We start from the raw sequence: 23,213 nt of genomic DNA on the forward strand, positions 1-23,213 counted from the left end.
CGGTAACTTAAACTCCGGCCATGGACGACGCGATGCCGGGACGGCTGCCCGAGCGGGACCGCCCGTGGGTGATGCGCACGTACGCCGGGCACTCCTCCGCCGCGGCCACCAACGCGCTCTTCCGCCGCAACCTGGCGAAGGGGCAGACCGGCCTGTCGGTCGCCTTCGACCTGCCCACCCAGACCGGGTACGACCCGGACCACGAGCTGGCCTCCGGTGAGGTGGGCCGGGTCGGCGTGCCGGTGGCGCACCTGGGCGACATGCGGGCGCTGTTCGAAGGCATCCCGCTCGCCGAGATGAACACCTCGATGACCATCAACGCCCCGGCCATGTGGCTGCTCGGCCTCTACGGCACCGTCGCCGCCGAGCAGGGCGCGGAGCTGAGCCGCTGCGCCGGCACCACGCAGAACGACATCATCAAGGAGTACCTGTCCCGGGGGACGTACATCTTCCCGCCGGCGGCCTCGCTGCGGCTGACCGCCGACGTCATCGCGTACACGCTGCGCGAGATGCCCCGGTGGAACCCGGTGAACATCTGCTCGTACCACCTCCAGGAGGCCGGGGCCACGCCGGTGCAGGAGGTCGGCTTCGCGCTGGCCACCGCCGTCGCCGTGCTGGACACCGTGCGCGACTCCGGCCAGGTGCCGCCCGAGCGGATGGGCGACGTGGTCCAGCGGATCTCGTTCTTCGTCAACGCCGGGGTGCGCTTCGTCGAGGAGATCGCCAAGATGCGCGCGTTCGGCGCGCTCTGGGACGAGATCACCCGCGACCGCTACGGCGTGGCGGACCCGAAGCAGCGCCGGTTCCGCTACGGCGTCCAGGTCAACTCGCTGGGCCTGACCGAGGCGCAGCCGGAGAACAACATCCAGCGCATCGTGCTGGAGATGCTGGGCGTCACGCTGTCCCGCGACGCCCGCGCCCGGGCCGTGCAGCTGCCCGCCTGGAACGAGGCGCTCGGTCTGCCCCGCCCGTGGGACCAGCAGTGGTCGCTGCGCATGCAGCAGGTGCTGGCGTACGAGTCGGACCTGCTGGAGTACCCGGACCTGTTCGCCGGTTCGCACGTGATGACCGCGCTGGTCGACGACATCGTCTCCGGCGCCCGCGTCGAGCTGGAGAAGGTGCTGGAGATGGGCGGCGTGGTCACCGCCGTCGAGTCCGGCTACCTCAAGAGCGCGCTGGTGGCCTCGCTCGCCGAGCGCCGTCGCCGGATGGAGTCCGGTTCGGACGTGGTGGTCGGCGTCAACCGGTTCACCGAGACCGAGCCGTCCCCGCTGACCGCAGCGGGCGCCGAGGCGATCGAGCAGGTGGACCCGGCCGTCGAGGAGGCGGCCACCGACGGCGTACGCCGGTGGCGGGCCGACCGGGACGCGGCGGCTGTCGAGGCGGCGCTGGACCGGCTGCGCGCCGACGCCGCCACCACGGCGAACCTGATGCCGGCGACGCTTACCTGTGTACGGGCCGGGGTCACCACCGGCGAGTGGGCGGGCGCGCTGCGCCAGGTGTACGGCGAGTACCGCGCGCCGACCGGCCTGGCCGGGGCGGTCGGAACGGCCGGTGACGCGACCCTCGCCGGGGTGCGGGAGCGGGTCGCCGCCACCGCGCGGGAGCTGGGCAGCGGCCGGCTGCGGCTGCTGGTCGGCAAGCCGGGGCTGGACGGGCACTCCAACGGCGCCGAGCAGATCGCGGTACGCGCCCGCGACGCCGGGTTCGAGGTGGTCTACCAGGGCATCCGGCTGACCGCCGGGCAGATCGTGGCGGCCGCCGTGGAGGAGGACGTCGACCTGGTCGGGCTCTCCGTGCTGTCCGGCTCGCATCTGGCCGCCGTGCCGGCGGTGCTGGACGGGCTGCGCGCGGCCGGTCGGGGCGACCTGCCGGTGGTGGTGGGCGGGATCATCCCGGCCGCCGACGCCGAGGCGCTGCGGGCCGCCGGGGTGGCCCGGGTGTTCACGCCGAAGGACTTCGCGCTCACCGGCATCATCGACGAGCTGGTGACGGTGATCCGCGAGGCCAACGCCCTGTCGTGAAAGGAAGGGCCCCTTATTAACGCCTCCGGTAGGGAAGGGGCCCCTTCTTAACACTCGCGCGCGAGAGCGGCGCCTCCATGCGGACGGCGCCTCCGGACGGGTGGGTCAGCGGCTCTGGTAGGTCATGCAGTCGGCCATGTCCATGTCGGGACCGACGGTGATGGCCGGGGCGTGGCACTCCAGGTCGGCGTTGTGCCGGCAGTCGGCGCGCGAACACGCGCCGACCTGGGCGACCAACTGGTCGAGGCCGCCGCGCACCGGCATCTCCACGAACGTGTGGCAGTGGGCGTGGTCGCTGCTGCCGATCGTGATGGCGAACGCGTGGCAGTCGTTCGTGTGGTTGTAGGCGCAGGACCGGACGGCGCACTCCTGGACCCGGGGCATCTCCAACGACGCGGTCATCTCCCGTACCTCCTTGGGTTTCTTGCCCCGATTTTAGAGGTTTCGGGAGCCCGCGCGGGTCAGACGCGGAAGCCGGCCGCGCGGGCCGCGGCGCGTTCCCGTCGCCGCTCCCGGCGGCGGCGGAACAGCCACGGTACGAAGAACACCAGGCCGAGCAGGAACACCAGGACCAGCACCGGCAGCAGCAGCGCCACCACCGACATGACGACGCTCGTCGCGTCCTCGGCGGTGCTGGCCACCGGCGCGCCCACCCCGGCGGTGGTCGCGTTGATGACCGGCCGGGCGGCGGCCTTGAGCAGGTGCACGCCGAGCGCGATGAGCACGCCGACCACGACCGGCACCCACTGGTGCGAGGAGAAGAACGTGTCCGGGTCGCTGACGGTGACGGTCTCCGAGCCGGCGCCCGCGCCGAACGCGAGCCCGCCGGCGGTCGGCCGGACCACCGTCTGCACCACGTCGTTTACGTGGTCGACCACAGGCACCTTGTCGGCCACCACCTCGACCGCGAGCAGGACGGCGAGGATCAGCACCACCCAGCCGTTGCCGAGCCACTGCCAGCCGCTGGGCAGCTCGACCAGGTCGGTGTAGCGGGACAGCAGCCCCATCAGCAGCAGCGGGATGTAGGCGTTCAGGCCCGCCGAGGCGGCCAGACCTGAACCGGTGAGGACTTCGAGCACGATCTCAATATGGCACCGGTACGCCAGTGGCGCTCGTCGGCGTCCGCCGGGGCCTCGGCTACCCTCGGCGGGTGCGGTTGGTGATTGCGAAGTGCTCAGTGGACTACGTCGGACGGCTCTCGGCCCACCTGCCCCCGGCGACCCGGTTGCTGATGGTGAAGGCGGACGGCTCGGTGTCGATCCACGCGGACGACCGGGCCTACAAGCCGTTGAACTGGATGAGCCCGCCCTGCCGGCTGGAGGAGGCGCCAGGCGTCTGGCGGGTGGTCAACAAGGCCGGCGAGGAGCTGCGCATCACGCTGGAGGAGATCTTCCAGGACACGTCCTACGAGCTGGGCGTGGACCCGGGCCTGCGCAAGGACGGCGTCGAGGCGCACCTGCAGGAGCTGCTCGCCGCGAACCCGGAGACGCTGGGGGAGGGCTTCACGCTGGTCCGCCGCGAGTACATGACCGCGATCGGGCCGGTCGACCTGCTCTGCCGCGACGCGGTCGGCGGCGCGGTGGCGGTCGAGGTGAAGCGGCGCGGCGAGATCGACGGCGTGGAGCAGCTCACCCGCTACCTGGAGCTGATGAACCGGGACCCGCTGCTCGCGCCGGTGGCCGGTGTGTTCGCCGCGCAGGAGATCAAGCCGCAGGCCCGGGTGCTCGCCACCGACCGCGGTATCCGCTGCGTGGTGGTCGACTACGACAAGCTGCGCGGCATCGAACGCGACGAGCTGACGCTGTTCTGAGGCGCCGCCTCAGCGGCCCCGGCCGTACATCAGCTTGGCGATCTTGACGATGCGGGCGATGTCGGCCGGGGTGCGCTCGAACGTCATCGCCGGCAGCAGCGACCGGGCCCGGCGGCGGGTGACCGACTTGGGCCGGCCGAACTCGCGCAGCCCCTCCTCGCCGTGGATGCGGCCGATGCCGGACTCGCCGACGCCGCCGAACGGCAGCGTCGACATGCCGGCGAAGGTCAGCGCCGAGTTGACCGAGGCCATGCCGGAACGCAGCCGCCGCGCCACCGCCACCGCCCGCGCCCGGCCGAAGACCGAACCCCCGAGCCCGTACGGCAGCGCGTTGGCCCGCTCGACCGCCTCGTCCACGTCCCGGACGCGATTGACGACGAGCGTCGGGCCGAACGTCTCCTCCTGCACGGCGGCCGAATCCTCCGGCACGTCGACCAGCACGGTCGGGTGCACGTACGGCGGCTGGACCGCCTCCGGGCCGCCCAGCACCGCCCGGCCGCCCCGGTCGAGCGCGTCGTCGATGTGCCGGCGGATGATGTCGATCTGCGACGGCATGGTGATCGGGCCGAGGTCGGTCCCGTCGGCGCCCACTGTGAGCCGCCCGGCCTTCGCCACCACCTTCTCGACGAAGGCGTCGTAGACCTGGTCGACGGCGTAGACCCGCTCGATGCCGATGCACGTCTGGCCGGCGTTGGTCATGCCGCCCCACACGCACGCGTCGGCGGCGGCGTCCAGGTCGGCGTCGCTGTCCACGATCATCGCGTCCTTGCCGCCGGCCTCCAGCAGCACCGGGGTGAGCGTCTCCGCGCAGGCGGCCATCACCCGCTTCGCGGTGGCGGTCGAGCCGGTGAACGCGACCTTGCCGACGCCGGAGCGGCACAGCGCCGCGCCGACCGCGCCGAAGCCGTGCACCACCTGGAACACCGGCTGCTCCGGCACCACCTCGGCGAACCTGTCGACCAGCCACTGACCGACCGCCGGGGTGTACTCGCTCGGCTTGAAGACCACCGCGTTGCCGGCCGCGAGCGCGTACGCGGCGGAGCCGATCGGGGTGAAGACCGGGTAGTTCCACGGGCCGATCACGCCCACCACGCCGTACGGCTGGTATTCCAGGTGGCCGGAGAACTCGGCGAGGACCAGCCGGGAACGGACCCGGCGCGGCCCGAGCACCCGCTGCGCGTTGCGGGCCGCCCAGTCGATGTGCTCCAGCGCGGTGAGGATCTCCACGACAGCGTCACCGACCGGCTTGCCGCCCTCGGTGTGCATCAGGTCGGCCAGTTCCTCGATCCGCCGCGCGAGCACGCCACGCCAGCGCTGGAGACGGTCCCGCCGGCCGGCGAAGCCGAGCCCGGCCCACCAGTCGCCGGCCGCCCGGGCGCGGTCGACCGCGGCACGCACGTCCGCCTCGGAGGCCAGCGGGAAACTGCCTGCCTCGGCGCCGGTGGCCGGGCTGGTCGACACCAGCCGACCTTCGGAGATGAGCGGGGCGCCCGGCACATGCACAGCGGTCATGGCCGAAGTCTAGACCCGAGGATTACTCGCCGGTAGGTGTCGCACGCGCCGTACGCTGCGCGGACGATCAGCCCTCGCATCGACGGAGATGCCGTCCGAAACGGCGAACGGGAGATGACCGGCCGGGGTCGCGGGGGTGACCGCGCGGTGGTGCAAGCCACTACGGTGAGGTGGCAGGCTGACGCCGCGGGGCGATGTGGGGTGGAGGTCGACTGTCCATGGAGGAGCATCCTGAGCTGATGCCGTTGCTGACGGTGTCCGGCGGGGCGATGCGGGGGCTCACGTTCCGGGTCGGCCAGGACGCGCAGGTGATCGGCCGGGCGCCGACCGCCGACATCGTGCTCGCCGATCCGCACCTGAGCCGGCGGCACGCCACCGTCCGGGCCACCCCCGAGGGGGTGCTGCTCACCGACCTCGGCTCGACCAACGGCACCTGGCTCAACGACACCCGGGTCACCGGCAGCGTGGCGATCGCCGACGGCGACGTGGTCCGGCTCGGCCGCACGGATTTGCGCCTCTACGACCCGGGGGTGGCCCGCACCGACCCGGTCGGGATGAGCTTCGGCGCGCTGCGCCGCGACCAGCGTCCCACCCTGCCGCTGCCGGTCCCGGCGCCCCGCCGGCCGATCGAGGCGCGCGAGGCGCAGCCGGCCGACGTGAGCTAGACCTCGGGCATCCGCTGGACCCGGGGGCCACTGAGTGCCGCCGATCCCCGGGCCCCGCTGACCCCTCACGCCCGCGCCGCCCCCGGCCGCGCCCCGCCACCCGCCACCCGCCACCTCCCCACCCTCCCCGCCCCACCCATTCGCGGTGATCAAGGAGTTTGGGTACGGAAACGGCTCCCGCGGTGACGCAAACTCCTTGATCACCGCCGCGCCGCGCGGCGCCCCGCCGCGCCGCGACCGCCGCGCCGCGACCGCCGCGCCGCGACCGGCGGAGGGTGGGCTGGGGCGGGTTGGCGCTCCCAGGCCCGGTCGATCATGAAGTTGGCGGTGTTCTGCGTCCGATTTGTCGCCGCCAACTTCATGATCGACGCGGTGGCAGGGCGGGGGTGCGCGCCATGGTCGGGTGGGGCGGTGTGGGGGTGGGGGACATGGACCGGGGGCGGGCGGGCGTGCCAGCATGCGCGGATGCGCAGCGCACGGCTCACGGTCCAGGCCAACGGCATCACCCAGGCGGTCCGCGTGGCCGGTCCGCCGGACGGCGTACCGGTCCTGCTGGTGCACGGCAACGTCTCCTCCTCCGCCTTCTGGGAACCGCTGCTCGCCCGGCTGCCGGACACGCTCCGGGTGGTCGCCCCCGACCTGCGCGGCTACGGCGAGACCGACACCGCACCCGTTGACGCCACCAGGGGGCTCGACGACTTCGCCGACGACGTGGCCGCGTTGCTGGACGTCCCGGGGCTGTTCCCGCCCGGCGCCCGGCCGGTGGTGGCCGGGCACTCGCTCGGCGGCGGCGTGGCGATGCGGCTGCTCGTCGGCCACCCCGAGCGGGTATCCGGGCTGCTGCTGGAGGCGCCGGTGTCCCCGTACGGCTTCGGCGGCACCCGGGACCTCGACGGCAACCCCACCACGCCCGACTTCGCCGGGACCGGCGCCGGAGGCGCGAACCCGGACTTCGTGGCGCGGCTCGCCGCCGGTGACCGGAGCGCCGACGGCCCGACCAGCCCGCGGGCGGTGCTGCGCTCCGCGTACGTGGCCGACCCGGCCTCGCTGGGCGAGCACGAGGACCTGCTGCTGGACAGCATGCTGACCACCGCCACCGGGGACGACAACTACCCGGGCACCGCGGTGGCCTCGGCGCATTGGCCGGGGACCGCCGCCGGGCCGCGCGGCGTCCTCAACGCGTTGGCCCCGGCCCACTTCCGGCTCGCCGACGAGCTGGTCGCCGTGCCGGTCAAGCCGCCGGTGACCTGGGTACGCGGAGACGCCGACGTGATCGTCTCGGACACCTCGCTGTTCGACCTGGCGTACCTCGGCCAGCTCGGCGTGGTGCCCGGCTGGCCGGGCCCGCAGGAGTGCCCGCCGCAGCCGATGGTGGGGCAGACCCGCGCGGTGCTGGACCGGTACGCGGCGGCCGGCGGGACGTACCGTGAGGTGGTGCTGCCCGGGTGCGGGCACAGTCCGCACCTGGAGCGGCCGGCGGAGTTCGTCGCCGAACTGCTGGCGCTGGCCGGGGAGAACGCCACCGACTGAGGCGCGGTGCGTGAAATATCCCACGGCGTCTCGACAACACAGCGTCACGTGGCAGACTCCGGCGCATAACCTTAGCGGCCGTTCATGTCGCGGACGGCGGAGTCGAGCCAGGGGAGGCCGGTCGTGGCGCGGGAGTTCACCAGGGTGGGCGTGGTGGGTCTGGGCACCATGGGTGCCGGCATCGTGGAGGTGTTCGCCCGCAACGGCCTCGACGTCACAGCCGTCGAGATCTCCGAGGCCGCCCTGGAGCGGGGCCGGGTCACGCTGACCGGCTCCACCGACCGGGCCGTCGCCAAGGGCAAGCTCGCCGAGGCCGAGCGGGACGCGCTGCTGGCGCGCGTCGACTTCCGGGTCGGCCTGGACGCGCTGCACGACGTGGACCTGGTGATCGAGGCGGTGCCCGAGCACCTGGACCTCAAGCAGCGGATCTTCGCCGAGCTGGACCGGGTCTGCAAGCCCGAGGCGATCCTGGCCACCAACACGTCCTCGCTGAGCGTCACCGAGATCTCCGTCGCCACCTCCCGGCCCAACCAGGTCATCGGCATCCACTTCTTCAACCCGGCCCCGGTGATGAAGCTGGTCGAGGTGGTCCGCACGGTGGTCACCTCGGCCGACGTGGTCGCTGACGTGGAGGCGCTCTGCGAGCGGCTCGGCAAGGTCGACGTGACGATCAGCGACCGGGCCGGCTTCATCGCCAACGCGCTGCTGTTCGGCTACCTGAACCACGCGGTCGGTATGTTCGAGGCCCGCTACGCCACCCGCGAGGACATCGACGCCGCCATGAAGCTCGGCTGCGGCCTGCCGATGGGCCCGCTGGCGCTGATGGACCTGATCGGTCTGGACACCGCGTACGAGATCCTCGACACGATGTACCGGCGCGGCGGCCGGGACCGCCGGCACGCCCCGGCCCCGCTGCTCAAGCAGATGGTCACCGCCGGGCTGCTCGGCCGGAAGTCCGGTCGCGGCTTCTACACCTACGAGCGGCCGGGCTCGCCGAAGGTCGTACCCGACGAGTACACGCCGCCGGCCGGTGACGCCGCGCTCGCCGACGGCGCCCGCGCCATCGCGAAGGTCGGCGTGGTCGGCTCCGGCACCATGGCCACCGGCATCATCGAGGTCTTCGCGAAGGCCGGCTACGAGGTCATCTCGGTGACCCGGGGCGCGGAGAAGTCCGCGAAGGTCTGCGAAACGGTGAAGACCTCGCTCAACAAGGGCGTGGTGCGGGGCAAGCTCAGCGAGACCGACCGGGACGCCGCGCTGGGCCGGATCACCTGGTCCGCGACGCTGGACCACCTGGCCGACGTCGACCTGGTGGTCGAGGCCGTGATCGAGGAGCTGAGCGTCAAGAAGGCGCTGTTCGCCAGCCTCGATGAGATCTGCAAGCCGGGCGTCGTGCTCGCCACCACCACCTCGTCGCTGCCGGTGATCGACGTGGCGATGGCGACCCAGCGCCCGGCCGACGTGATCGGCCTGCACTTCTTCAACCCGGCGCCGATCATGCCGCTGGTGGAGATCGTGCGGACCATCCGCACCTCCGCCGAGACGTCGGCCACCGCCCGCGCGGTCTGCGCGACGCTCGGCAAGACCGGCGTGGTCTGCGGCGACCGGTCCGGCTTCATCGTCAACGCGCTGCTGTTCCCGTACCTGAACGACGCGGTGCGGATGCTGGAGGCCAGCTACTCGACCGCCGACGACATCGACTACGCGATGAAGCTCGGCTGCGGTTACCCGATGGGCCCGTTCGAGCTGCTCGACGTGGTCGGCCTGGACGTCTCGCTGGCCATCCAGCGGGAGCTGTACCTGGAGCTGCGCGAGCCCGGCTTCGCCCCGGCACCGCTGCTGGAGCACCTGGTGACGGCCGGCTACCTGGGCCGCAAGTCCGGCCGCGGGTTCCGCGACCACACCCGGCGCTGACCGTCGTCAACAGCCGGGCCCGGTGACGGCGTCTTCGAGGTGTGACCTTCGAGGAGTACGTCGGCAGCCGCGGCCCGGCTCTGTTGCGTCTGGCCCGGCTGCTGACCGGCGACGCGCACCGCGCCGAGGACCTGACCCAGGACGTGCTGGCCCGCGCGTACGTGCACTGGCGCAAGATCGCCCGGGCCGACCGGCCCGACGTGTACGTGCGCCGGATGCTCGTCAACGCCAACACGTCCTGGTGGCGGCGGCGGTCCAGCCATGAGCTGGCCGTCGACACGTTCGCCGACCGGCCCGAACGCGGCGACCTCGGCGGCGAGGCGGCGGACCGGGACGAGATGTGGGGGCTGATCCGCGCCCTCCCGGACCGCCAGCGCGCCGTACTGGTGCTGCGCTACTACGAGGACCTGGACGACGCCACGATCGCCCAGATCCTCGACTGCTCCCCGGTCACCGTCCGCACCCACGCGATGCGGGCGCTCGCCCACCTCCGGGAGCGCTGCGGCGTCCCGATGACCAAGGGGAGCCGGCTGTGACCGACCTCGACCAGCGAATCGTCTCGGTGTTGCGGGAGCACGCCGAGGGCGAGACAGACACCGGACGCCTGCTGCGCCGCTCGCGCGCGCTCGGCCGGCGCCGGCAGGTACGCCGCCGAGTCACCGCCGGCACCGCGCTCGCCCTGGTCGGCGTGCTCGGCTTCACCGGCGTGGTACGCGCGGACGTGGGCGGGCTGGCCGGGCGGATGCCCTGGACGGCCGCGACGCCGGAGGTGGCGCCACCCCCGGTGCCGCCGCTCGCCGACGGGGTGCCCGGGGCGCTTCAGCGTCCCGATCTGGTCGGTACCGATCCGCAGGTGCTGCACCTGGGCGTCGACACCACCCGGGCCCGCTACCTGGGCTGGTCCGTCCACAGCTCGAACGCGGTCGAGTCGATCCGACTCAGCGCCGACGGCGGACAGCCGGTCCTGCTCGAGGTGAGTCCGGTGGCGAAGGCGCTCGACGACACCTCGATCGAGGGTTTCCCGGTGCAGGCCGTCAGCGGCCGGCTGAAATTCGACGGTGGCGTGCTGCGCGTCGCCGGTACCGACGGTCTGGTCAAGTCATGGCAGCCCTTCCCCGGTCTCTACGCCCGGGCCGCCACGCTTCGCGGTGACGTGGCCGCCTTGGACCGGGTCGCCGGCCTGGTGCGCTGGGACGAGGCCCGGCGATGCACCGGGCCGGTGCGGCTGACCACGTTGCCGGCGAACGCGGCGGTGACGGCATGCGCGGTGGACGCGGCCGCCTTTCCGAAGGGCCTCACGGTTCAGCTCACCGTCGCCCGGGCGCCCTCCTCGACCATGTGGTTGCGGCTGATCTACGGGGCGGAGATGGGGGAGGACAAGGGCCGCGCCAGCAACCGTGACCTGGGTGGCCGCCCGGGCTTCCGCTATCCGAACGGCAACCGCCTGGAACTGCTCGGCCTGCCCAAGGTGCGCTTGACAGTCGACTTCGCCTGGCCCTTCCCCGGCGAGGGACCCCCGGGACAGGTGAACTTCACCGAGGCCGACGCGGCGGCCGTGCTGACCGGAGCGAAGGTGGCGGCAGACCTCACCCGTCCGCAGACCTGGCCCTGACCGGCCACGCGAGCGATCTTGGTACGGAACGGCCCTTGGAAGGGCGTACCCGTACCAAGATCGCTCGGGCCGGTCCGGCCGGCGGCCCGTACGCTTGGTGACCGTGAGCCCCCGTCGCAACCGGCCCCGCCGGGAAGAAGACCCCGGCCTGGACGCCGAGCGTGCCCGCCACGGCGTGCCGACAGTGCAGCAGTGGCGCGACGGCGACTGGCAGGTACGCGCGATCAGCGGCGGCGCATCGGTCAAGACGTACCGTTGTCCCGGCTGTGACCAGGAGATCCGGCCGGGCGTGGCGCACCTGGTGGCCTGGCCGGCCGACGACCGGGGCGACCTGACCGACCGCCGGCACTGGCACTCCGGCTGCTGGCGGGCCCGGGACCGGCGCGGCCCGAACCTCCAGCGCGGCCGGGGCGCCCCGCGCTACGGCTGAGCGATCTGGATCACCCGGTTCCCGTCCCACTGGGCGGCGGGGCCGCCGACGCGGGAGACTGGCAGGCGTGAGCACTCCGATTCGCGCGTCGTCGATCCTGCCCGGCCGCCGGGAGGACATCGAGCTGCACACCGCCGACGGGCTGACGCTCGTCGGTGAGCTGGCCCGGCCGCTGGAGGGCGAGCCTTCCGCCACCCTGGTCTGCCTGCACCCGCTGCCCACCCACGGCGGGATGATGGACAGCCACGTGTTCCGCAAGGCGGCGTGGCGGCTGCCCGCGCTGGCCGGCCTCGCAGTGCTCCGGTTCAACACCCGGGGCACCAGCAGCGTCCGCGGCACCAGCGAGGGCGCCTTCGACGGCGCCGTCGGCGAGAAGTTCGACGTGGCCGCCGCGATCGAGTACGCCGAGTTCCACGAACTGCCGAACATCTGGCTGGTCGGGTGGTCGTTCGGCACCGACCTGGCGCTCAAGTACGGCTGCGACCCGGCGGTGGCCGGCGCGATCCTGCTCTCCCCGCCGCTGCGCTACTCCGCCCCGGAGGACCTGGCGGTCTGGGCCGAGACGGGCAAGCCGCTCACCGCGCTGGTCCCCGAGTTCGACGACTACCTGCGGCCGGAGGAGGCCGGGCAGCGGTTCGCCGCCGTCCCGCAGGCCGAGGTGGTCGGCGTGGACGGCGCCAAGCACCTCTGGGTCGGCGACGCGGAGAAGGTGCTGGACGAGATCGTCCGGCGGGTCGCCCCGGGTGTACCGCTGCCGCTGCCCACCACCTGGGACGGCCCGATGGAGACCGGCGACGTCAGCGCGTACGCGGACCGCACTGTCGCCGCGTTCGCCGACACCCCGGTGCCCGGCCCGGCCCAGCGGCGCGCCGAGTAACGGCTCAGCGGGCGTCCTGGCGGGGTAGCACCACCTCGCGCAGGATCAGCTGCAACGCGGCCACCGTGGGAATCGCGATGAGCGCGCCCACCACGCCCAGCAGCGCCACCCCGAGCAGCGCGGCCAGCAACGCGGCCACCTCGTTCACCGAGACCGCCCGACGCATGATTTTCGGGTAGATCAGGTAGTTCTCCACCTGCTGGTAGACCACGAAGAACACCAGGCAGGCGATGCCCACCGGCAGGTCGGTGGCGAGCCCGACGAGCGTCACCACCACCGCGCCCAGCGTCGCGCCGATCTGCGGGATCAGGTCGGTCACCGCGACCACCACGGCCAGGGCGAACGGGTACGGCAGGCCGACCGCCAGCGCGAACACGAACGTGCTGACCCCGGCCAGCACCGCGATGGCGAGCGCGCCCACCATGTACGCGCCGACCCGGGTCAGGATCTCGTCGCCGATCAGCCGGACCCGCTCCCGGCGCGAGCGCGGCACCAGCGCGTACCCGAGTTCGCGCAGCCGGTCGAAGTACGCCAGGAAGTAGATCGTCAGCACCAGCACGGTGAGCAGGCGGAAGAGCGTCCCGAAGATCAGTTGCGCGCCGCCGAGCACCCCGCCGAGCGCCCGCCCGACGTTGTCCGCGTTCGCCGCCGCCTGGACCCGCTCCATCACGTCGTAGCGGATCACCAGATCGTTGACAGTGGGGTTGCGGCGCAGCTCCTCGACGTACCCGGGTAGCTGCTGGATGAACTGGCCGGACTGGGTCACCACCGGCGGCACCAGCGCCAGCAGCCCGGCGACGATCAGCAGCAGCAGGGTGAGTGTCACGACTGCCACCGCCAGCCCGCGCGGCAGGCCCCAGTTGCGCAGCCGGACCACCGCCGGGTGCAGGCCGACCGCGAGGAACAGCGCGATCACCACGAGAACCAGGATGCCGGCCGCGTTCCGCACGCCCAGGAACAGCGCGTACGCCAGCAGCACGCCGAGCGCGCCGGTGAAGCCGATCAGGAAGGCGCTGCGCCGTAGCGGGCGCCCCGGCACGCCGAACCGGCCGCTCGGCTCGAACTCGGCCGGCTCGACGTCGGTCGGCCGCTCGCTGCCCATGTCCGTGCCGGCTCGCGGGTTGCCGACGGCGGTCGTGGCGTCGCGTGCGGGTTCCGCCTCGCCGGTGGGGTTCACGGCCGCCGCCTCGTCATCAGGGGCGGCGGAGACCTCCTGCGACACCCGTGCCTCCCGGCTTCCGCGCTGCCGGCTCGCCCGCCGGTGCCGTCCACGGCCGACGCGCGGCCCTCTGCCCGCAGGGTAGTCCTCGCCGTCCGCCCCGACCATCCCACCACCGCTTCCGGCCGGGCCGTCCCGCCGGGTGCGGCGGGTGGGTCAGTCCTTGTCGACCGTCACCGTGCTGGGCTTGGCGCTGCGCTCGTCGGTGGTCGGCTTGGTCGGGCGCTTGCCGTTCTCACCGGTGCTGGTGATCTTCGTGGGGGTGGCGCCCCGCCCGCCCTCACCCGGCACGGCGGCAACAGTGGGCTCGCCGTCGACGCCCGCCCCGCCGGGGGAGTCCATCGTGGTCACCGGCTCGCCGACCGGCTTCGCCTTGCCCGCCTCGGCGGGCTCGCCGTCACCAGTGGCCGGCCCGGCGCCGTTGGGGACCGCGGTGGCGGTGCCCTTCGCGGCCACCGGCGCACCTCCGCCGGCCGGGGTGTCGCCGGCGCTCTCCGCGCCGCTGGTGACCAACGTGCCCTCGGCGGCCGGCGTGCCGTCGTCCGTGGACCGGCCGGTGGAGGCGGCGGCGAGGTCGTCCGGGTCGACCGGGGTGGCCGTGATGCCGGCCGAGTCGGCGTCGCGCCGCAGATCCGCGAGCTGCCGCTGCAGGTCGTCGGACTCCTGCCGCGACTTCCACGTCTCGGTACGCAGGTCGGCCAGCTCCTGCTGCGCCTTGGCGATCTCCAGCATCACGCCGGCGAGCTGCTGCCGGCCGGCGGCCACCTCCTGCTGGGTCGCGGCCAGGTGCTGCTGGGTGGTGGCGAGGTGCTGCTGGGTGGTGGCCGCGTACTCCTCGAACTGGCGGCGCGAGGCCGCGACGTGCTCGTCGGCCTTGCGGCGCTGCGCGCCGGCGTCCGCCTCGGCCCGGCGCAGCAGCTCGGCGGCCTCCAGCTCGGCCTGCTGCCGCATGCTCAGCGCGTCGGCCTCGGCGGCCTGCCGGACGTCGGCGGCGGTGCGCTCGATCTCGTCGCGGCGCGTGGTGTACGCCTGTTCCAGCTCCTCCTGCCGCTTGGCGTGCTGCTTGTCCAGCTCGTCGCGGCGCTTGGCGAACTCCTGCTCGGCGGCGGCCCGGCGCTGGGCCAGCTCCTTCTCGGCGCTGTCCCGCCGCTCGGCGACCTCCTTCTCCACCCCGGCCCGCCAGGCGCCCAGCTCCTGCTGGGTCTGGGCGCGGGACTGCTGCACGTACGCCTCGGTCTCGGTGCGCATGCGCTGCACGTACGCCTCGACCTCGGCGCGGTTGCGCTTGCCGGCCTCGGCGGCCTCGGTGGTGAGCCGGTTGGCCTCGGTGCGGGCCCGGCCGCGGGTGGCCTTGGCCGCCTCCTCCGCGTCGTCCACGATCTTCTTGGCCTCGGCGAGCGCCTTGGCGTGCGTGGCCCGGCCGGCCTCGGCGGCGGCGTCGGTGAGCCGCTTGGCCTCCTGCTGGCCCTTGGCGTGCACCTCCTTGGCCGCCTCGCGGAGCTGGTTCGCCTCCTGCTGGGCCTTCGCCAGCGCCTCCTTGGCCGTCTCGCGCAGCCGGGCGGCCTCCTGCTGTGCCCGGGAGTGGATCTCCTTGGCGGTGTCGCGGAGCTGGGTGGCCTCCTGCTGGGCCTTCGCCAGCGCGTCCTGGGCGGTCCGGCGCAGCTTCTCCGCCTCGTCCCGGGCGGCGGCGCGCATCTTCTCCGACTCGTCCTGCGCGCTCTTGCGCAGCGTCGCCGACTCGTCCTTCGCGGCCTTCAGCGTGGCCTCGGCCTCGGCCTTGCGGGCGGCGGTGTGCCGCTCCTCCTCGCTCCGGCGGGCGGCCAGCGCGATCTCGAAGTCCTTCAGCGCCTGGGCGGCCTGCTCCCGGGCCTCCTCGACGATGTGCTCGGCGGCGGCCCGGCGGGCCTCGATCTCCTCGTTGGCGGCGGCGAGGATGTCGTCGGCCTGCTCCTCGGCCATGGTGAGGATCTGCTCGACACGCGGGCCCAGGTGCCGGAACGACGCCCGGTCCACCACCGCCGCCTGCTTGCGCACCTGGGCCAGGTCGCGCTGGAGCACCTCGACCTGACCGGCCAGCTTGTGGATCTGCGTGTACGCCTGTTCCCGCTCGGTCGTCAGCGCCGCGATCTCGTGCTCCGCGCGAGCGACGTAGCGGTCGACCTGCCGTTTCTCGTACCCCCGCAGGGCGGACTCGAAGCTGGGCTCCGTCGTCACGTCCCCGCCGAGCGCGAACAGTTCCTCGCCGTGCGACATGACCCCATCCTCACACGCATCCGGCTCTGCTGGGGCGATACGGACGCCCCTTCTGGGAGCTACTTCACCCTCCCGGCGAAACGGGCCCGCACAGCATGACGGCGCGAGGCGACACCGGTCACCCGGTGTCACCCCGCGCCGTGGCTCATGCCCCCGACAGCGGGTGTAACGGTCAGCCGGCCGACTCGGCCGTCACCTTCTGCCCGGAGGCGTCGGCCTTCGGGGTGTCGCCCTTGCCGCCGGCCGGCACGCCCGGCACGATGCCGGCCAGGCCGGACAGCATCTGCCCGAGCTGCGAGGTGACCGCGTCCTTCTGGCGGGTGAGGTCCTCGACCTCGCGGCGGGCCGCCTGCGTGGTCAGCTCGGCCTCGGTACGGGCCTCGTTGAGCACCCGCTGCGCCTCGGCGCGCGCCTCGTTGAGCGTCTTGTCGGCCAGCGCCTTGGCCTTGTCGACGGTCTCGTTGGCGGTGCGCTCGGACTCGACCCGGCGGGCCTCGGCCCGCTGCTCGATCTCCTTGGCCCGCTCCTGCGCGGCGCGGGCGCGCTGCTCGGCCTCGTTCACCAGCTTCTGGGTCTGCGCGACCTGGGCGGCGTGCCGCTCCGACTCCTCGCGCTCGGCCTTCTCCCGCCGCTCGGCGAGCTGGAGCTCCAGCGCCTGCAGGTCCTTGTCGCGCTTGTCGCGCGCGTCGGTGAGCAGCTTGGTCGCCTCGGCGCGCTTCTCCTCGGCCTCCCGGGCGGCCTTGGCCCGCTGCTGGGTGATCTCCCGCTCGGCGGTGGCGCGCAGCGTGGCGACCTCGCGCTCGACAGTCGACTTCAGCTCGGCCACCTCGTGCGCGGTGACCGTACGCAGCTGCTTGGTCTCGCGGTCGGCGTCGGCGCGCAGCGTGTCGGCCTCGCGGCGGGCCTGCACCCGGACCTCGGCGGCCTCGCGCTCGGCGGCGGTACGGACGCTGCCGGCCTCGCGCTCGGCGGTCGCCTTCATGGCGGCGGCCTCGGCGCGGGCCTTGTCGGTGATCTCACGCGCCTCGAGGCGGGCGGCGGAGAGGATGCCCTCCGACTCGCGCTTGGCCTCGTTGCGGTGGTCGTTGGCCTGCTCCTCGGCCAGCCGCAGGATCTGCTCGACGCGAGTGCCCAGGCCGGACAGGGTCGGCCGGCTGTTCTCCTCGAGCTGCTTGTTGGTCTCGGTGAGCTTCTGCTCGAGCGCGCTCTGGCGCTGCTCGGCCTGCCGCAGCCGGCGCTGAGCGTCGTTCATCCGCTGCTCGGCCTCGGCGCGGGCCTGCTCGGACTGGCTCAGGGCGGCGGTGAGGCGGCCGATGAAGTCGTCCACCTGGTTGGTGTTGTAACCGCGCAGGCCAACGGTGAAATCGGGCTGTGAGTTCGCGTTATCGAAGAACGCAAGAGGGGAGGACTGCTGCTGGGGCATTGGGACATACTGGCAGACGCCCCAGGGTGGTTCGCAAGAGCGGTCGGCACCTTTCGCGTCCTGTTTACATGGTCAACTCGGCCGCCCGGCGGGACCGGACCAATAGGCGATCTTGGCAGCTCCCGGGCGGGTCGGGCGGGTCGGGCTTCTGCGGGGAAGGCGGCGCGAAAAGGGCCGCGGGTTCGACACCCACGGCCCTTTGTGCGTACGCCGGTCGAATGGCGCCCGGGTCGGCCGGAAAGGCAATCCGGGACGACCGTACGGTCAGTGACCGCGGAAGCGGTTGATCGCGCTTTCGTGCCGCGCGCGCATCTCGGTGTCCCGGACGCCCAGTCCGTCGGCGGGGGCGAGGCACCGCACGCCGACCTTGCCCTGGTGCGCGTTGCGGTGCACCTCGTACGCGGCCTGGCCGGTCTGCTCCAGCGCGTACGTCTTCGACACGGTCGGGTGCACCTTGCCGAGCGCGACCAGCCGGTTGGCCTGCCACGCCTCGTGGTAGTTGGCGAAGTGGCTGCCGACGATCCGCTTGAGGTGCATCCACAGGTAGCGGTTGTCGTACTGGTGCATGTAGCCGCTGGTGGAGGCGCAGGTGACGATCGTGCCGCCCTTCTTGGCGACGTAGACGCTGGCGCCGAACGTCTCCCGGCCCGGGTGCTCGAAGACGATGTCCGGGTCCTCGCCGCCGGTCAGCTCGCGGATGCGCTCACCGAAGCGGCGCCACTCGTCCTGGTCCTGGGTCTGCTCGTCGGACCAGAACTTGAACCCCTCGGCGGTGCGGTCGATGACCAGCTCGGCGCCCATCTTGCGGCACAGCTCGGCCTTCTCCGGCGAGGAGACCACGCAGACCGGGATCGCGCCGCCGTTGAGCGCCATCTGGGTGGCGTACCCGCCGAGGCCGCCGGACGCGCCCCAGATCAGCACCACGTCGCCCTGCTTCATGTTCGCGCCGTGGTGCGAGACGAGCTGCCGGTACGCGGTGGAGTTGACCAGCCCCGGGCTGGCCGCCTCCTCCCAGCTCAGGTGGCGCGGCTTCGGCATCAGCTGGTTGGCCTTGACGATCGCCAGCTCGGCCAGGCCGCCGAAGTTGGTCTCGAAGCCCCAGATCCGCTGCTGCGGGTCGAGCATCGTGTCGTCGTGACCGGCGGAGTCCTCCAGCTCGACCGACAGGCAGTGCGCGACCACCTCGTCGCCGGCCTTCCACTTGGTCACGCCCGGCCCGGTGCGCAGCACGACGCCGGCGGCGTCCGAGCCGACCACGTGGTACGGCAGGTCGTGGCGGCGGGTCAGCTCGGAGAGCCGGCCGTAGCGCTGGAGGAACTTGAACGTGGGCAGCGGCTCGAAGATGCTCGTCCACACCGTGTTGTAGTTGATCGCGCTGGCCATCACCGCGACGAGCGCCTCACCCGGGCCCAGCTCGGGGGTGGGCACCTCCTGCACGTGCAGCGCCTTGCGCGGGTCCTTGTCGCGGGTGGCCATGCCCTCGAACATGCGGGTGTCCTCGGCGCGCACCACCACGCCCCGGTAGCTCTCCGGCACGGGCAGGCCGGCGAGCCCGGCGAGCTCCCGCTCCGGCTGCGACGAACCCTCCGCCGCCATGATCGCTTCGAGGATGTCCTGCACGGTGACCTCCCGTTTGTCCGCACCCGCACACCGCGGGCAGGGGTGCTGCCATCGTCGGCGCCGGTGCGACGGGACCGCCATGTCGGCAATCGACACATTCGGCACCGGTCGCCGCTGCTGTTCGGGCGGACGTTACTTAACGGTAGCTAAAGCAGGAACCCCTCTGTGAAAAACTGCATCGGCCGATGCGTGGAGGTGTACGTGGGAACGTGCAAGCGCGCACTGCCGCGCGCGTTCCCACTTGTTAGGAAGGGCCCCTTCTTAACAGACGTCTGTTAAGAAGGGGCCCTTCCTTGCGCGTCAGGCGGGCTGGACCAGCTCGATCAGCACGCCACCGGCGTCCTTCGGGTGCACGAAGTTGACCCGGGAGTTCGACGTGCCGCGCCGCGGAGCGTCGTAGAGCAGCCGCACGCCACGCTCGCGCAGCGCCGCGCAGGCCACGTCGATGTCCGCCACCGTGTACGCGACCTGCTGGATGCCGGGCCCGCGCTTGTCCAGGAACTTGCCGATCGTGGTGTCCGGGGACAGCGGCGCGAGCAGCTGCACCATGCCGCCGGACGCGTCCGGCCCGACCGCCAGCATCGCTTCGCGTACGCCCTGCTCCTCGTTCGTCTCGGTGTGCACGCAGCGCATGCCGAAGGTGCGCTGGTAGAAGTCGATCGCGGCGTCCAGGTCGCCGACGGCGATCCCGACGTGGTCGATGCGGCGCAGCCCGATGTCTGTGACAAACTCGGCAGCGGGCTCGACGGGGGAGTTCTCAGCCATGACGCTAGTCTGACCGAACAATCGTTAAGGCGTACAGGTCGGCACCCCCTCGGAGGCAGGCAATGGCTTCGGTGATCGTCAGCGGCGCGCGGACCCCGATGGGGCGCCTGCTGGGCAACCTCAAGGACCTCCCCGCGACCAGGCTCGGTGGCATCGCGATCAAGGCGGCGCTGGAGCGCGCCGGCGTCGCGCCCGAGCAGGTCCAGTACGTGATCATGGGGCAGGTGCTCCAGGCCGGCGCCGGGCAGATCCCGGCCCGGCAGGCCGCCGTCGAGGCCGGCATCCCGATGTCCACCCCGGCGCTGACCATCAACAAGGTCTGCCTCTCCGGGCTGGACGCGATCGCGCTGGCCGACCAGCTCATCCGGGCCGGCGAGTTCGACGTCGTGGTGGCCGGCGGCATGGAGTCGATGACCAACGCCCCGCACCTGCTGCTCGGCCAGCGCTCGGGCTACAAGTACGGCGACGTGGCGGTCAAGGACCACATGGCGCTGGACGGCCTCACCGACGCCTGGGACTGCTGCTCGATGGGCGAGTCCACCGAGCGGCACGGCGCGAAGCACGGCATCACCCGCGAGGAGCAGGACGCGTTCGCCGCGGCCAGCCACCAGCGCGCCGCCGCCGCGCAGAAGAACGGCCACTTCGCCGACGAGATCACCCCGGTGGTCATCCCGCAGCGCAAGGGCGAGCCGCTGGTGATCAGCGAGGACGAGGGCATCCGGCCGGACACCACCGCCGAGTCGCTCGGGAAGCTGCGCCCCGCCTTCACCAAGGACGGGACCATCACCGCCGGCAGCTCCTCGCCGATCTCCGACGGCGCCGCCGCGGTCGTGGTGATGAGCAAGGCCAAGGCCAAGGAGCTGGGGCTCACCTGGCTGGCCGAGATCGGCGCCCACGGCAACGTGGCCGGCCCGGACAACTCCCTGCACTCGCAGCCGTCCAACGCGATCAACCACGCCCTGAAGAAGGGCGGCCTGAGCATCGACGACCTCGACCTCATCGAGATCAACGAGGCGTTCGCGGCGGTCGGTATCCAGTCCGCCCGTGACCTCGGCGTCGATGCCGACAAGGTGAACGTCAACGGCGGCGCGATCGCGCTCGGCCACCCGATCGGCATGTCCGGCGCCCGGCTCGTGCTCACGCTGGCGATGGAGCTGAAGCGCCGGGGCGGCGGCACCGGCGCGGCGGCGCTCTGCGGCGGTGGCGGGCAGGGCGACGCGCTGATCATCCACGTGCCGACCGGTGACGAGAGCTGATAGCTGATACCTGTGAGTGACGTACAGAACGCCCCGGCGGCGGCCACCGGCCCGGTGCGCCGCAGCCGGGACGTACCCATGCTTGTCGAGCGGGCCCGCGCGGGCGACCCCCGCGCGGTGGCCCGGCTGATCACCCTGGTCGAGTCCGGCGACGAGGTGCTGCCGCAGGTCGCGGCGGCGCTCGCGCCGTACGCCGGGCAGGCCCAGGTCGTCGGCCTGACCGGCTCGCCCGGGGTGGGCAAGTCGACCACCACGAACGAGCTGGTCCGGGCGTTGCGGGCGCGCGGTCACCGGGTCGGCGTGCTGGCGATCGACCCGTCCAGCCCGTTCACCGGCGGCGCCATCCTCGGCGACCGGGTCCGGATGCAGGACCACGCGACCGACCCGGGCGTCTACATCCGCTCGATGTCCAGCCGGGGCCATCTGGGCGGGCTCTCCGCGGCCACGCCGCAGGCGGTGCGGGTGCTGGAGGGCGCGGGCTGCGACGTGGTGCTGGTCGAGACCGTCGGCGTCGGGCAGGCCGAGGTGGAGGTGGCCTCGCTCGCCGACACCACGCTGGTGCTGCTCGCGCCGGGCATGGGCGATGCGATCCAGGCGGTGAAGGCCGGCATCCTGGAGATCGCCGACGTCTTCGTGGTCAACAAGGCCGACCGGGACGGCGCCGACGCCACGGTCCGCGACATCCAGGGCATGATCGCGCTCGGCGAGCGCGGGCCGGGGGAGTGGCGTCCGCAGGTGGTGCGCTCGATCGCCGCCCGCGCCGAGGGCATCGACGACATCGCCGCCGCGATCGACAAGCACCGCGACTGGCTGGAGCGCCACGGCGAGCTGCGCCGCCGCCGGGAGACGCGGGCCGCCGCCGAGATCGAGGCGATCGCGCTGGGCGTCCTGCGCGCGCGGATCGGCTCACTGCGCGACGGTACGCAGCTCCCGACGCTCGCCGCCAAGGTGGCCGAGGGCGCCATCGACCCGTACGCCGCAGCGGACGAGCTGCTGGCCCAGCTAGGCTCCTGACCCGCCCCCGCCCCCGCCCCCGCCCCGCCGAGATCTTGGTACGAATCGGCCCCCATAGGGGCCCTTTCGTACCAAGATCTCCACCGCTCCCACCTGGCGGAACGCCGATCTCGCGTGACGGGAGGCGCTCGCCGAACTCCGGCCCACGCCATCCCACAACCCCGCGATCTTGCAGTTGCGGCCCCGGGGGCGCCTGCTTCGCGGCTTCTGTCGGGGCCGCAACTCCATGATCGACGGTCGATGTACGCTCCCCCGGACGAGGGAGGGTGGGGCGCGTGGAGCACGACGCTACTCAGGAACTGCCGGTGACATCTGGCGTGGTCGCGGGCGGAAGCACTTCGGTCTCGGACGAGGTGGTCGAGAAGATCGCGGTGGCCGCCGCGAAGTCGGTGCCCGGGGTGGCCGAGCTGGGCGGCGACATCGCCCGCTTCTTCAACGCCGTGCTGGACCGGGTCGGGCTGGACCAGGTCGGGGACGCGCGGCGCGGCTGCTCGGCGCACGTCACCGACGGGTCGGCAGTGGTCAACCTCGTCCTCGTGATCGATGCCGGCCACCCGGTGCCGCAGGTGACGAACGAGGTGCGGGCCGCTGTGGCGTCCGCGATCGAGGCGTACGGACTGCGCGCCGCCGAGATCAACATCCGGGTCGACGACGTGGCGATGGGTACGCCCACCGTCTGACGAGCGCCGCCCGGCTCAGTCGTGTGCCGGGCGGGTCAGCTCCACCTCGTCGCCCGGCAGCAACTCCACGTCGCCCTCCGGGCCGTGGATCTCGAGCACCGGTACGCCCTCGTCCAGCAGCATGTTCCGGCGCTCGGCACCGGTAGGCATCCGCGCGACGACTCTCGCGCCCGCGGCCAGCTCCACCTGCCTGCGCTGCGGCGTCTCCCGGACCCGCGTGCCGAGCGGACGGCTGGTGGTGACGAGCCCTTCCGATCGCAGCAGCGAAATCGCCATCCGGACCGCGTCGCGGCCGATCTGGTGTTCCTGGCTGAGCCGCGACTCGCTGCCGACGCTCGCCCCGGGCGGCAGCGCGCCCGATTCGATCTGCTCCCGGATCAGGTCGGCGAGCTGGACGTAGACCGGCGTGTGCGAGCGCGGATCGATGGTCATGACGTAAGCCTTGTGCCCCGATAGATCTGATCCATCAAGGCTTTATGGCAATGATGGATTGTAGCCATGTTGGATTCTTGCTATGGTCGGAGCGTGTTCGCGCGGTAACCGGCGGACATGACTCCTTCGAGTGCGCTCAATCTCGACTGCCCCGGTGCCGTACCGCGAAGTGACGCT

General features: G+C 72.7%; 21 protein-coding genes. 12 read left to right on the plus strand and 9 right to left on the minus strand.

Going from position 1 to position 23,213, the window contains the following annotated elements; genetic code table 11:
* Positions 1–20: 20 nt before the first annotated feature.
* Entirely contained in the window at positions 21–2,024 is a 2,004-nt protein-coding gene (locus O7542_RS00850; protein ID WP_166457007.1) for a protein meaA, read from the plus strand.
* A 105-nt stretch (positions 2,025–2,129) separates the two neighbouring features.
* On the opposite strand, the gene O7542_RS00855 is transcribed toward O7542_RS00850, so the two are convergent.
* Together O7542_RS00855 and O7542_RS00860 are read right to left on the minus strand one after the other, a co-directional pair.
* Positions 2,130–2,426: a DUF1540 domain-containing protein gene (locus tag O7542_RS00855; RefSeq protein WP_043328704.1), complete on the minus strand. Its 297-nt coding sequence runs from the start codon at positions 2,424–2,426 to the stop codon at positions 2,130–2,132.
* Between the two features lie 59 nt (positions 2,427–2,485).
* Entirely contained in the window at positions 2,486–3,103 is a 618-nt protein-coding gene (locus tag O7542_RS00860) for a DUF4126 domain-containing protein (RefSeq protein ID WP_043328707.1), read from the minus strand.
* 71 nt (positions 3,104–3,174) lie between these two features.
* On the opposite strand from O7542_RS00860, the gene nucS reads away from it, so the two are divergent.
* Complete coding sequence (gene nucS / locus O7542_RS00865) at positions 3,175–3,834, plus strand: endonuclease NucS (protein WP_030503891.1); 660 nt, start codon at positions 3,175–3,177, stop codon at positions 3,832–3,834.
* A 9-nt stretch (positions 3,835–3,843) separates the two neighbouring features.
* Here nucS and O7542_RS00870 read toward each other — a convergent pair whose 3' ends face one another.
* Positions 3,844–5,346 (minus strand): aldehyde dehydrogenase family protein, encoded by a 1,503-nt coding sequence (locus O7542_RS00870; protein ID WP_281605573.1) that lies wholly within the window; start codon positions 5,344–5,346, stop codon positions 3,844–3,846.
* 218 nt (positions 5,347–5,564) lie between these two features.
* Between O7542_RS00870 and O7542_RS00875 the strand changes: the two genes are divergently transcribed.
* The 7 genes from O7542_RS00875 (at position 5,565) to O7542_RS00905 (ending at position 12,374) form a co-directional block, all read left to right on the plus strand.
* Positions 5,565–6,011, plus strand: coding sequence for an FHA domain-containing protein (locus O7542_RS00875; protein WP_043328712.1), 447 nt, complete (start codon positions 5,565–5,567; stop codon positions 6,009–6,011).
* Between the two features lie 465 nt (positions 6,012–6,476).
* A complete protein-coding gene (locus O7542_RS00880; protein ID WP_166457010.1) occupies positions 6,477–7,541 on the plus strand; it encodes an alpha/beta hydrolase in 1,065 nt (354 codons plus the stop codon).
* Positions 7,542–7,664: 123 nt separating this feature from the next.
* Positions 7,665–9,455, plus strand: a complete 1,791-nt coding sequence (locus tag O7542_RS00885; RefSeq protein ID WP_064447821.1) for a 3-hydroxybutyryl-CoA dehydrogenase — start codon at positions 7,665–7,667, stop codon at positions 9,453–9,455.
* Between the two features lie 41 nt (positions 9,456–9,496).
* Positions 9,497–9,991 carry a SigE family RNA polymerase sigma factor gene (locus O7542_RS00890; RefSeq protein WP_064447820.1) on the plus strand — a complete coding sequence of 165 codons (495 nt, stop codon included), beginning with the start codon at positions 9,497–9,499 and terminating at the stop codon, positions 9,989–9,991.
* Positions 9,988–11,067 (plus strand): hypothetical protein, encoded by a 1,080-nt coding sequence (locus tag O7542_RS00895; protein ID WP_166457011.1) that lies wholly within the window; start codon positions 9,988–9,990, stop codon positions 11,065–11,067. The genes O7542_RS00890 and O7542_RS00895 overlap by 4 nt, the downstream gene beginning before the upstream one ends.
* Positions 11,068–11,164: 97 nt before the next feature.
* Positions 11,165–11,497 carry a hypothetical protein gene (locus tag O7542_RS00900; protein WP_069087243.1) on the plus strand — a complete coding sequence of 111 codons (333 nt, stop codon included), beginning with the start codon at positions 11,165–11,167 and terminating at the stop codon, positions 11,495–11,497.
* Between the two features lie 67 nt (positions 11,498–11,564).
* Positions 11,565–12,374, plus strand: a complete 810-nt coding sequence (locus O7542_RS00905; RefSeq protein ID WP_064447817.1) for a hypothetical protein — start codon at positions 11,565–11,567, stop codon at positions 12,372–12,374.
* Positions 12,375–12,378: 4 nt separating this feature from the next.
* Here the strand turns inward: O7542_RS00905 and O7542_RS00910 are convergent, their stop codons facing one another.
* The 5 genes from O7542_RS00910 to mce form a co-directional block, all read right to left on the minus strand.
* Positions 12,379–13,476 (minus strand): AI-2E family transporter, encoded by a 1,098-nt coding sequence (locus O7542_RS00910; RefSeq protein ID WP_197494949.1) that lies wholly within the window; start codon positions 13,474–13,476, stop codon positions 12,379–12,381.
* A gap of 273 nt (positions 13,477–13,749) precedes the next feature.
* Positions 13,750–15,846, minus strand: coding sequence for a hypothetical protein (locus O7542_RS00915; protein ID WP_043328730.1), 2,097 nt, complete (start codon positions 15,844–15,846; stop codon positions 13,750–13,752).
* Positions 15,847–16,018: 172 nt separating this feature from the next.
* A complete protein-coding gene (locus O7542_RS00920; RefSeq protein WP_043328731.1) occupies positions 16,019–17,269 on the minus strand; it encodes a DivIVA domain-containing protein in 1,251 nt (416 codons plus the stop codon).
* Between the two features lie 264 nt (positions 17,270–17,533).
* The gene (gene ccrA / locus O7542_RS00925; protein WP_043328733.1) at positions 17,534–18,889 is read right to left on the minus strand and encodes a crotonyl-CoA carboxylase/reductase; all 1,356 of its coding nucleotides are present in this window, start codon (positions 18,887–18,889) and stop codon (positions 17,534–17,536) included.
* Between the two features lie 300 nt (positions 18,890–19,189).
* Entirely contained in the window at positions 19,190–19,654 is a 465-nt protein-coding gene (mce, locus tag O7542_RS00930; RefSeq protein ID WP_064447814.1) for a methylmalonyl-CoA epimerase, read from the minus strand.
* A gap of 62 nt (positions 19,655–19,716) precedes the next feature.
* On the opposite strand from mce, the gene O7542_RS00935 reads away from it, so the two are divergent.
* The 3 genes from O7542_RS00935 to O7542_RS00945 all read left to right on the plus strand — a co-directional run bounded on the left by O7542_RS00935 (position 19,717) and on the right by O7542_RS00945 (position 22,604).
* Positions 19,717–20,910: an acetyl-CoA C-acetyltransferase gene (locus tag O7542_RS00935; protein WP_030503877.1), complete on the plus strand. Its 1,194-nt coding sequence runs from the start codon at positions 19,717–19,719 to the stop codon at positions 20,908–20,910.
* Between the two features lie 12 nt (positions 20,911–20,922).
* Positions 20,923–21,924, plus strand: coding sequence for a methylmalonyl Co-A mutase-associated GTPase MeaB (meaB, locus tag O7542_RS00940; RefSeq protein ID WP_043328738.1), 1,002 nt, complete (start codon positions 20,923–20,925; stop codon positions 21,922–21,924).
* Positions 21,925–22,199: 275 nt separating this feature from the next.
* Positions 22,200–22,604: an Asp23/Gls24 family envelope stress response protein gene (locus tag O7542_RS00945; RefSeq protein ID WP_113974625.1), complete on the plus strand. Its 405-nt coding sequence runs from the start codon at positions 22,200–22,202 to the stop codon at positions 22,602–22,604.
* A 15-nt stretch (positions 22,605–22,619) separates the two neighbouring features.
* Here O7542_RS00945 and O7542_RS00950 read toward each other — a convergent pair whose 3' ends face one another.
* A complete protein-coding gene (locus O7542_RS00950) occupies positions 22,620–23,036 on the minus strand; it encodes a winged helix-turn-helix domain-containing protein (protein ID WP_030503874.1) in 417 nt (138 codons plus the stop codon).
* Positions 23,037–23,213 lie beyond the last annotated feature (177 nt).

This window comes from Micromonospora sp. WMMC264 (assembly GCF_027497275.1).
Taxonomy (GTDB): Bacteria; Actinomycetota; Actinomycetes; order Mycobacteriales; family Micromonosporaceae; genus Micromonospora; species Micromonospora chalcea.

Bases quoted from the DNA above. Each gene is read 5' to 3' on its own strand.
- O7542_RS00935 (WP_030503877.1), top strand. From the start codon at position 19,717: ATGGCTTCGGTGATCGTCAGCGGCGCGCGGACCCCGATGGGGCGCCTG.
- O7542_RS00910 (WP_197494949.1), bottom strand. From the start codon at position 13,476: ATGGGCAGCGAGCGGCCGACCGACGTCGAGCCGGCCGAGTTCGAGCCG.
- O7542_RS00870 (WP_281605573.1), bottom strand. From the start codon at position 5,346: ATGACCGCTGTGCATGTGCCGGGCGCCCCGCTCATCTCCGAAGGTCGG.
- O7542_RS00880 (WP_166457010.1), top strand. From the start codon at position 6,477: ATGCGCAGCGCACGGCTCACGGTCCAGGCCAACGGCATCACCCAGGCG.
- O7542_RS00950 (WP_030503874.1), bottom strand. From the start codon at position 23,036: ATGACCATCGATCCGCGCTCGCACACGCCGGTCTACGTCCAGCTCGCC.
- O7542_RS00920 (WP_043328731.1), bottom strand. From the start codon at position 17,269: ATGCCCCAGCAGCAGTCCTCCCCTCTTGCGTTCTTCGATAACGCGAAC.
- O7542_RS00850 (WP_166457007.1), top strand. From the start codon at position 21: ATGGACGACGCGATGCCGGGACGGCTGCCCGAGCGGGACCGCCCGTGG.
- O7542_RS00875 (WP_043328712.1), top strand. From the start codon at position 5,565: ATGGAGGAGCATCCTGAGCTGATGCCGTTGCTGACGGTGTCCGGCGGG.
- O7542_RS00915 (WP_043328730.1), bottom strand. From the start codon at position 15,846: ATGTCGCACGGCGAGGAACTGTTCGCGCTCGGCGGGGACGTGACGACG.
- mce (WP_064447814.1), bottom strand. From the start codon at position 19,654: ATGGCTGAGAACTCCCCCGTCGAGCCCGCTGCCGAGTTTGTCACAGAC.
- O7542_RS00855 (WP_043328704.1), bottom strand. From the start codon at position 2,426: ATGACCGCGTCGTTGGAGATGCCCCGGGTCCAGGAGTGCGCCGTCCGG.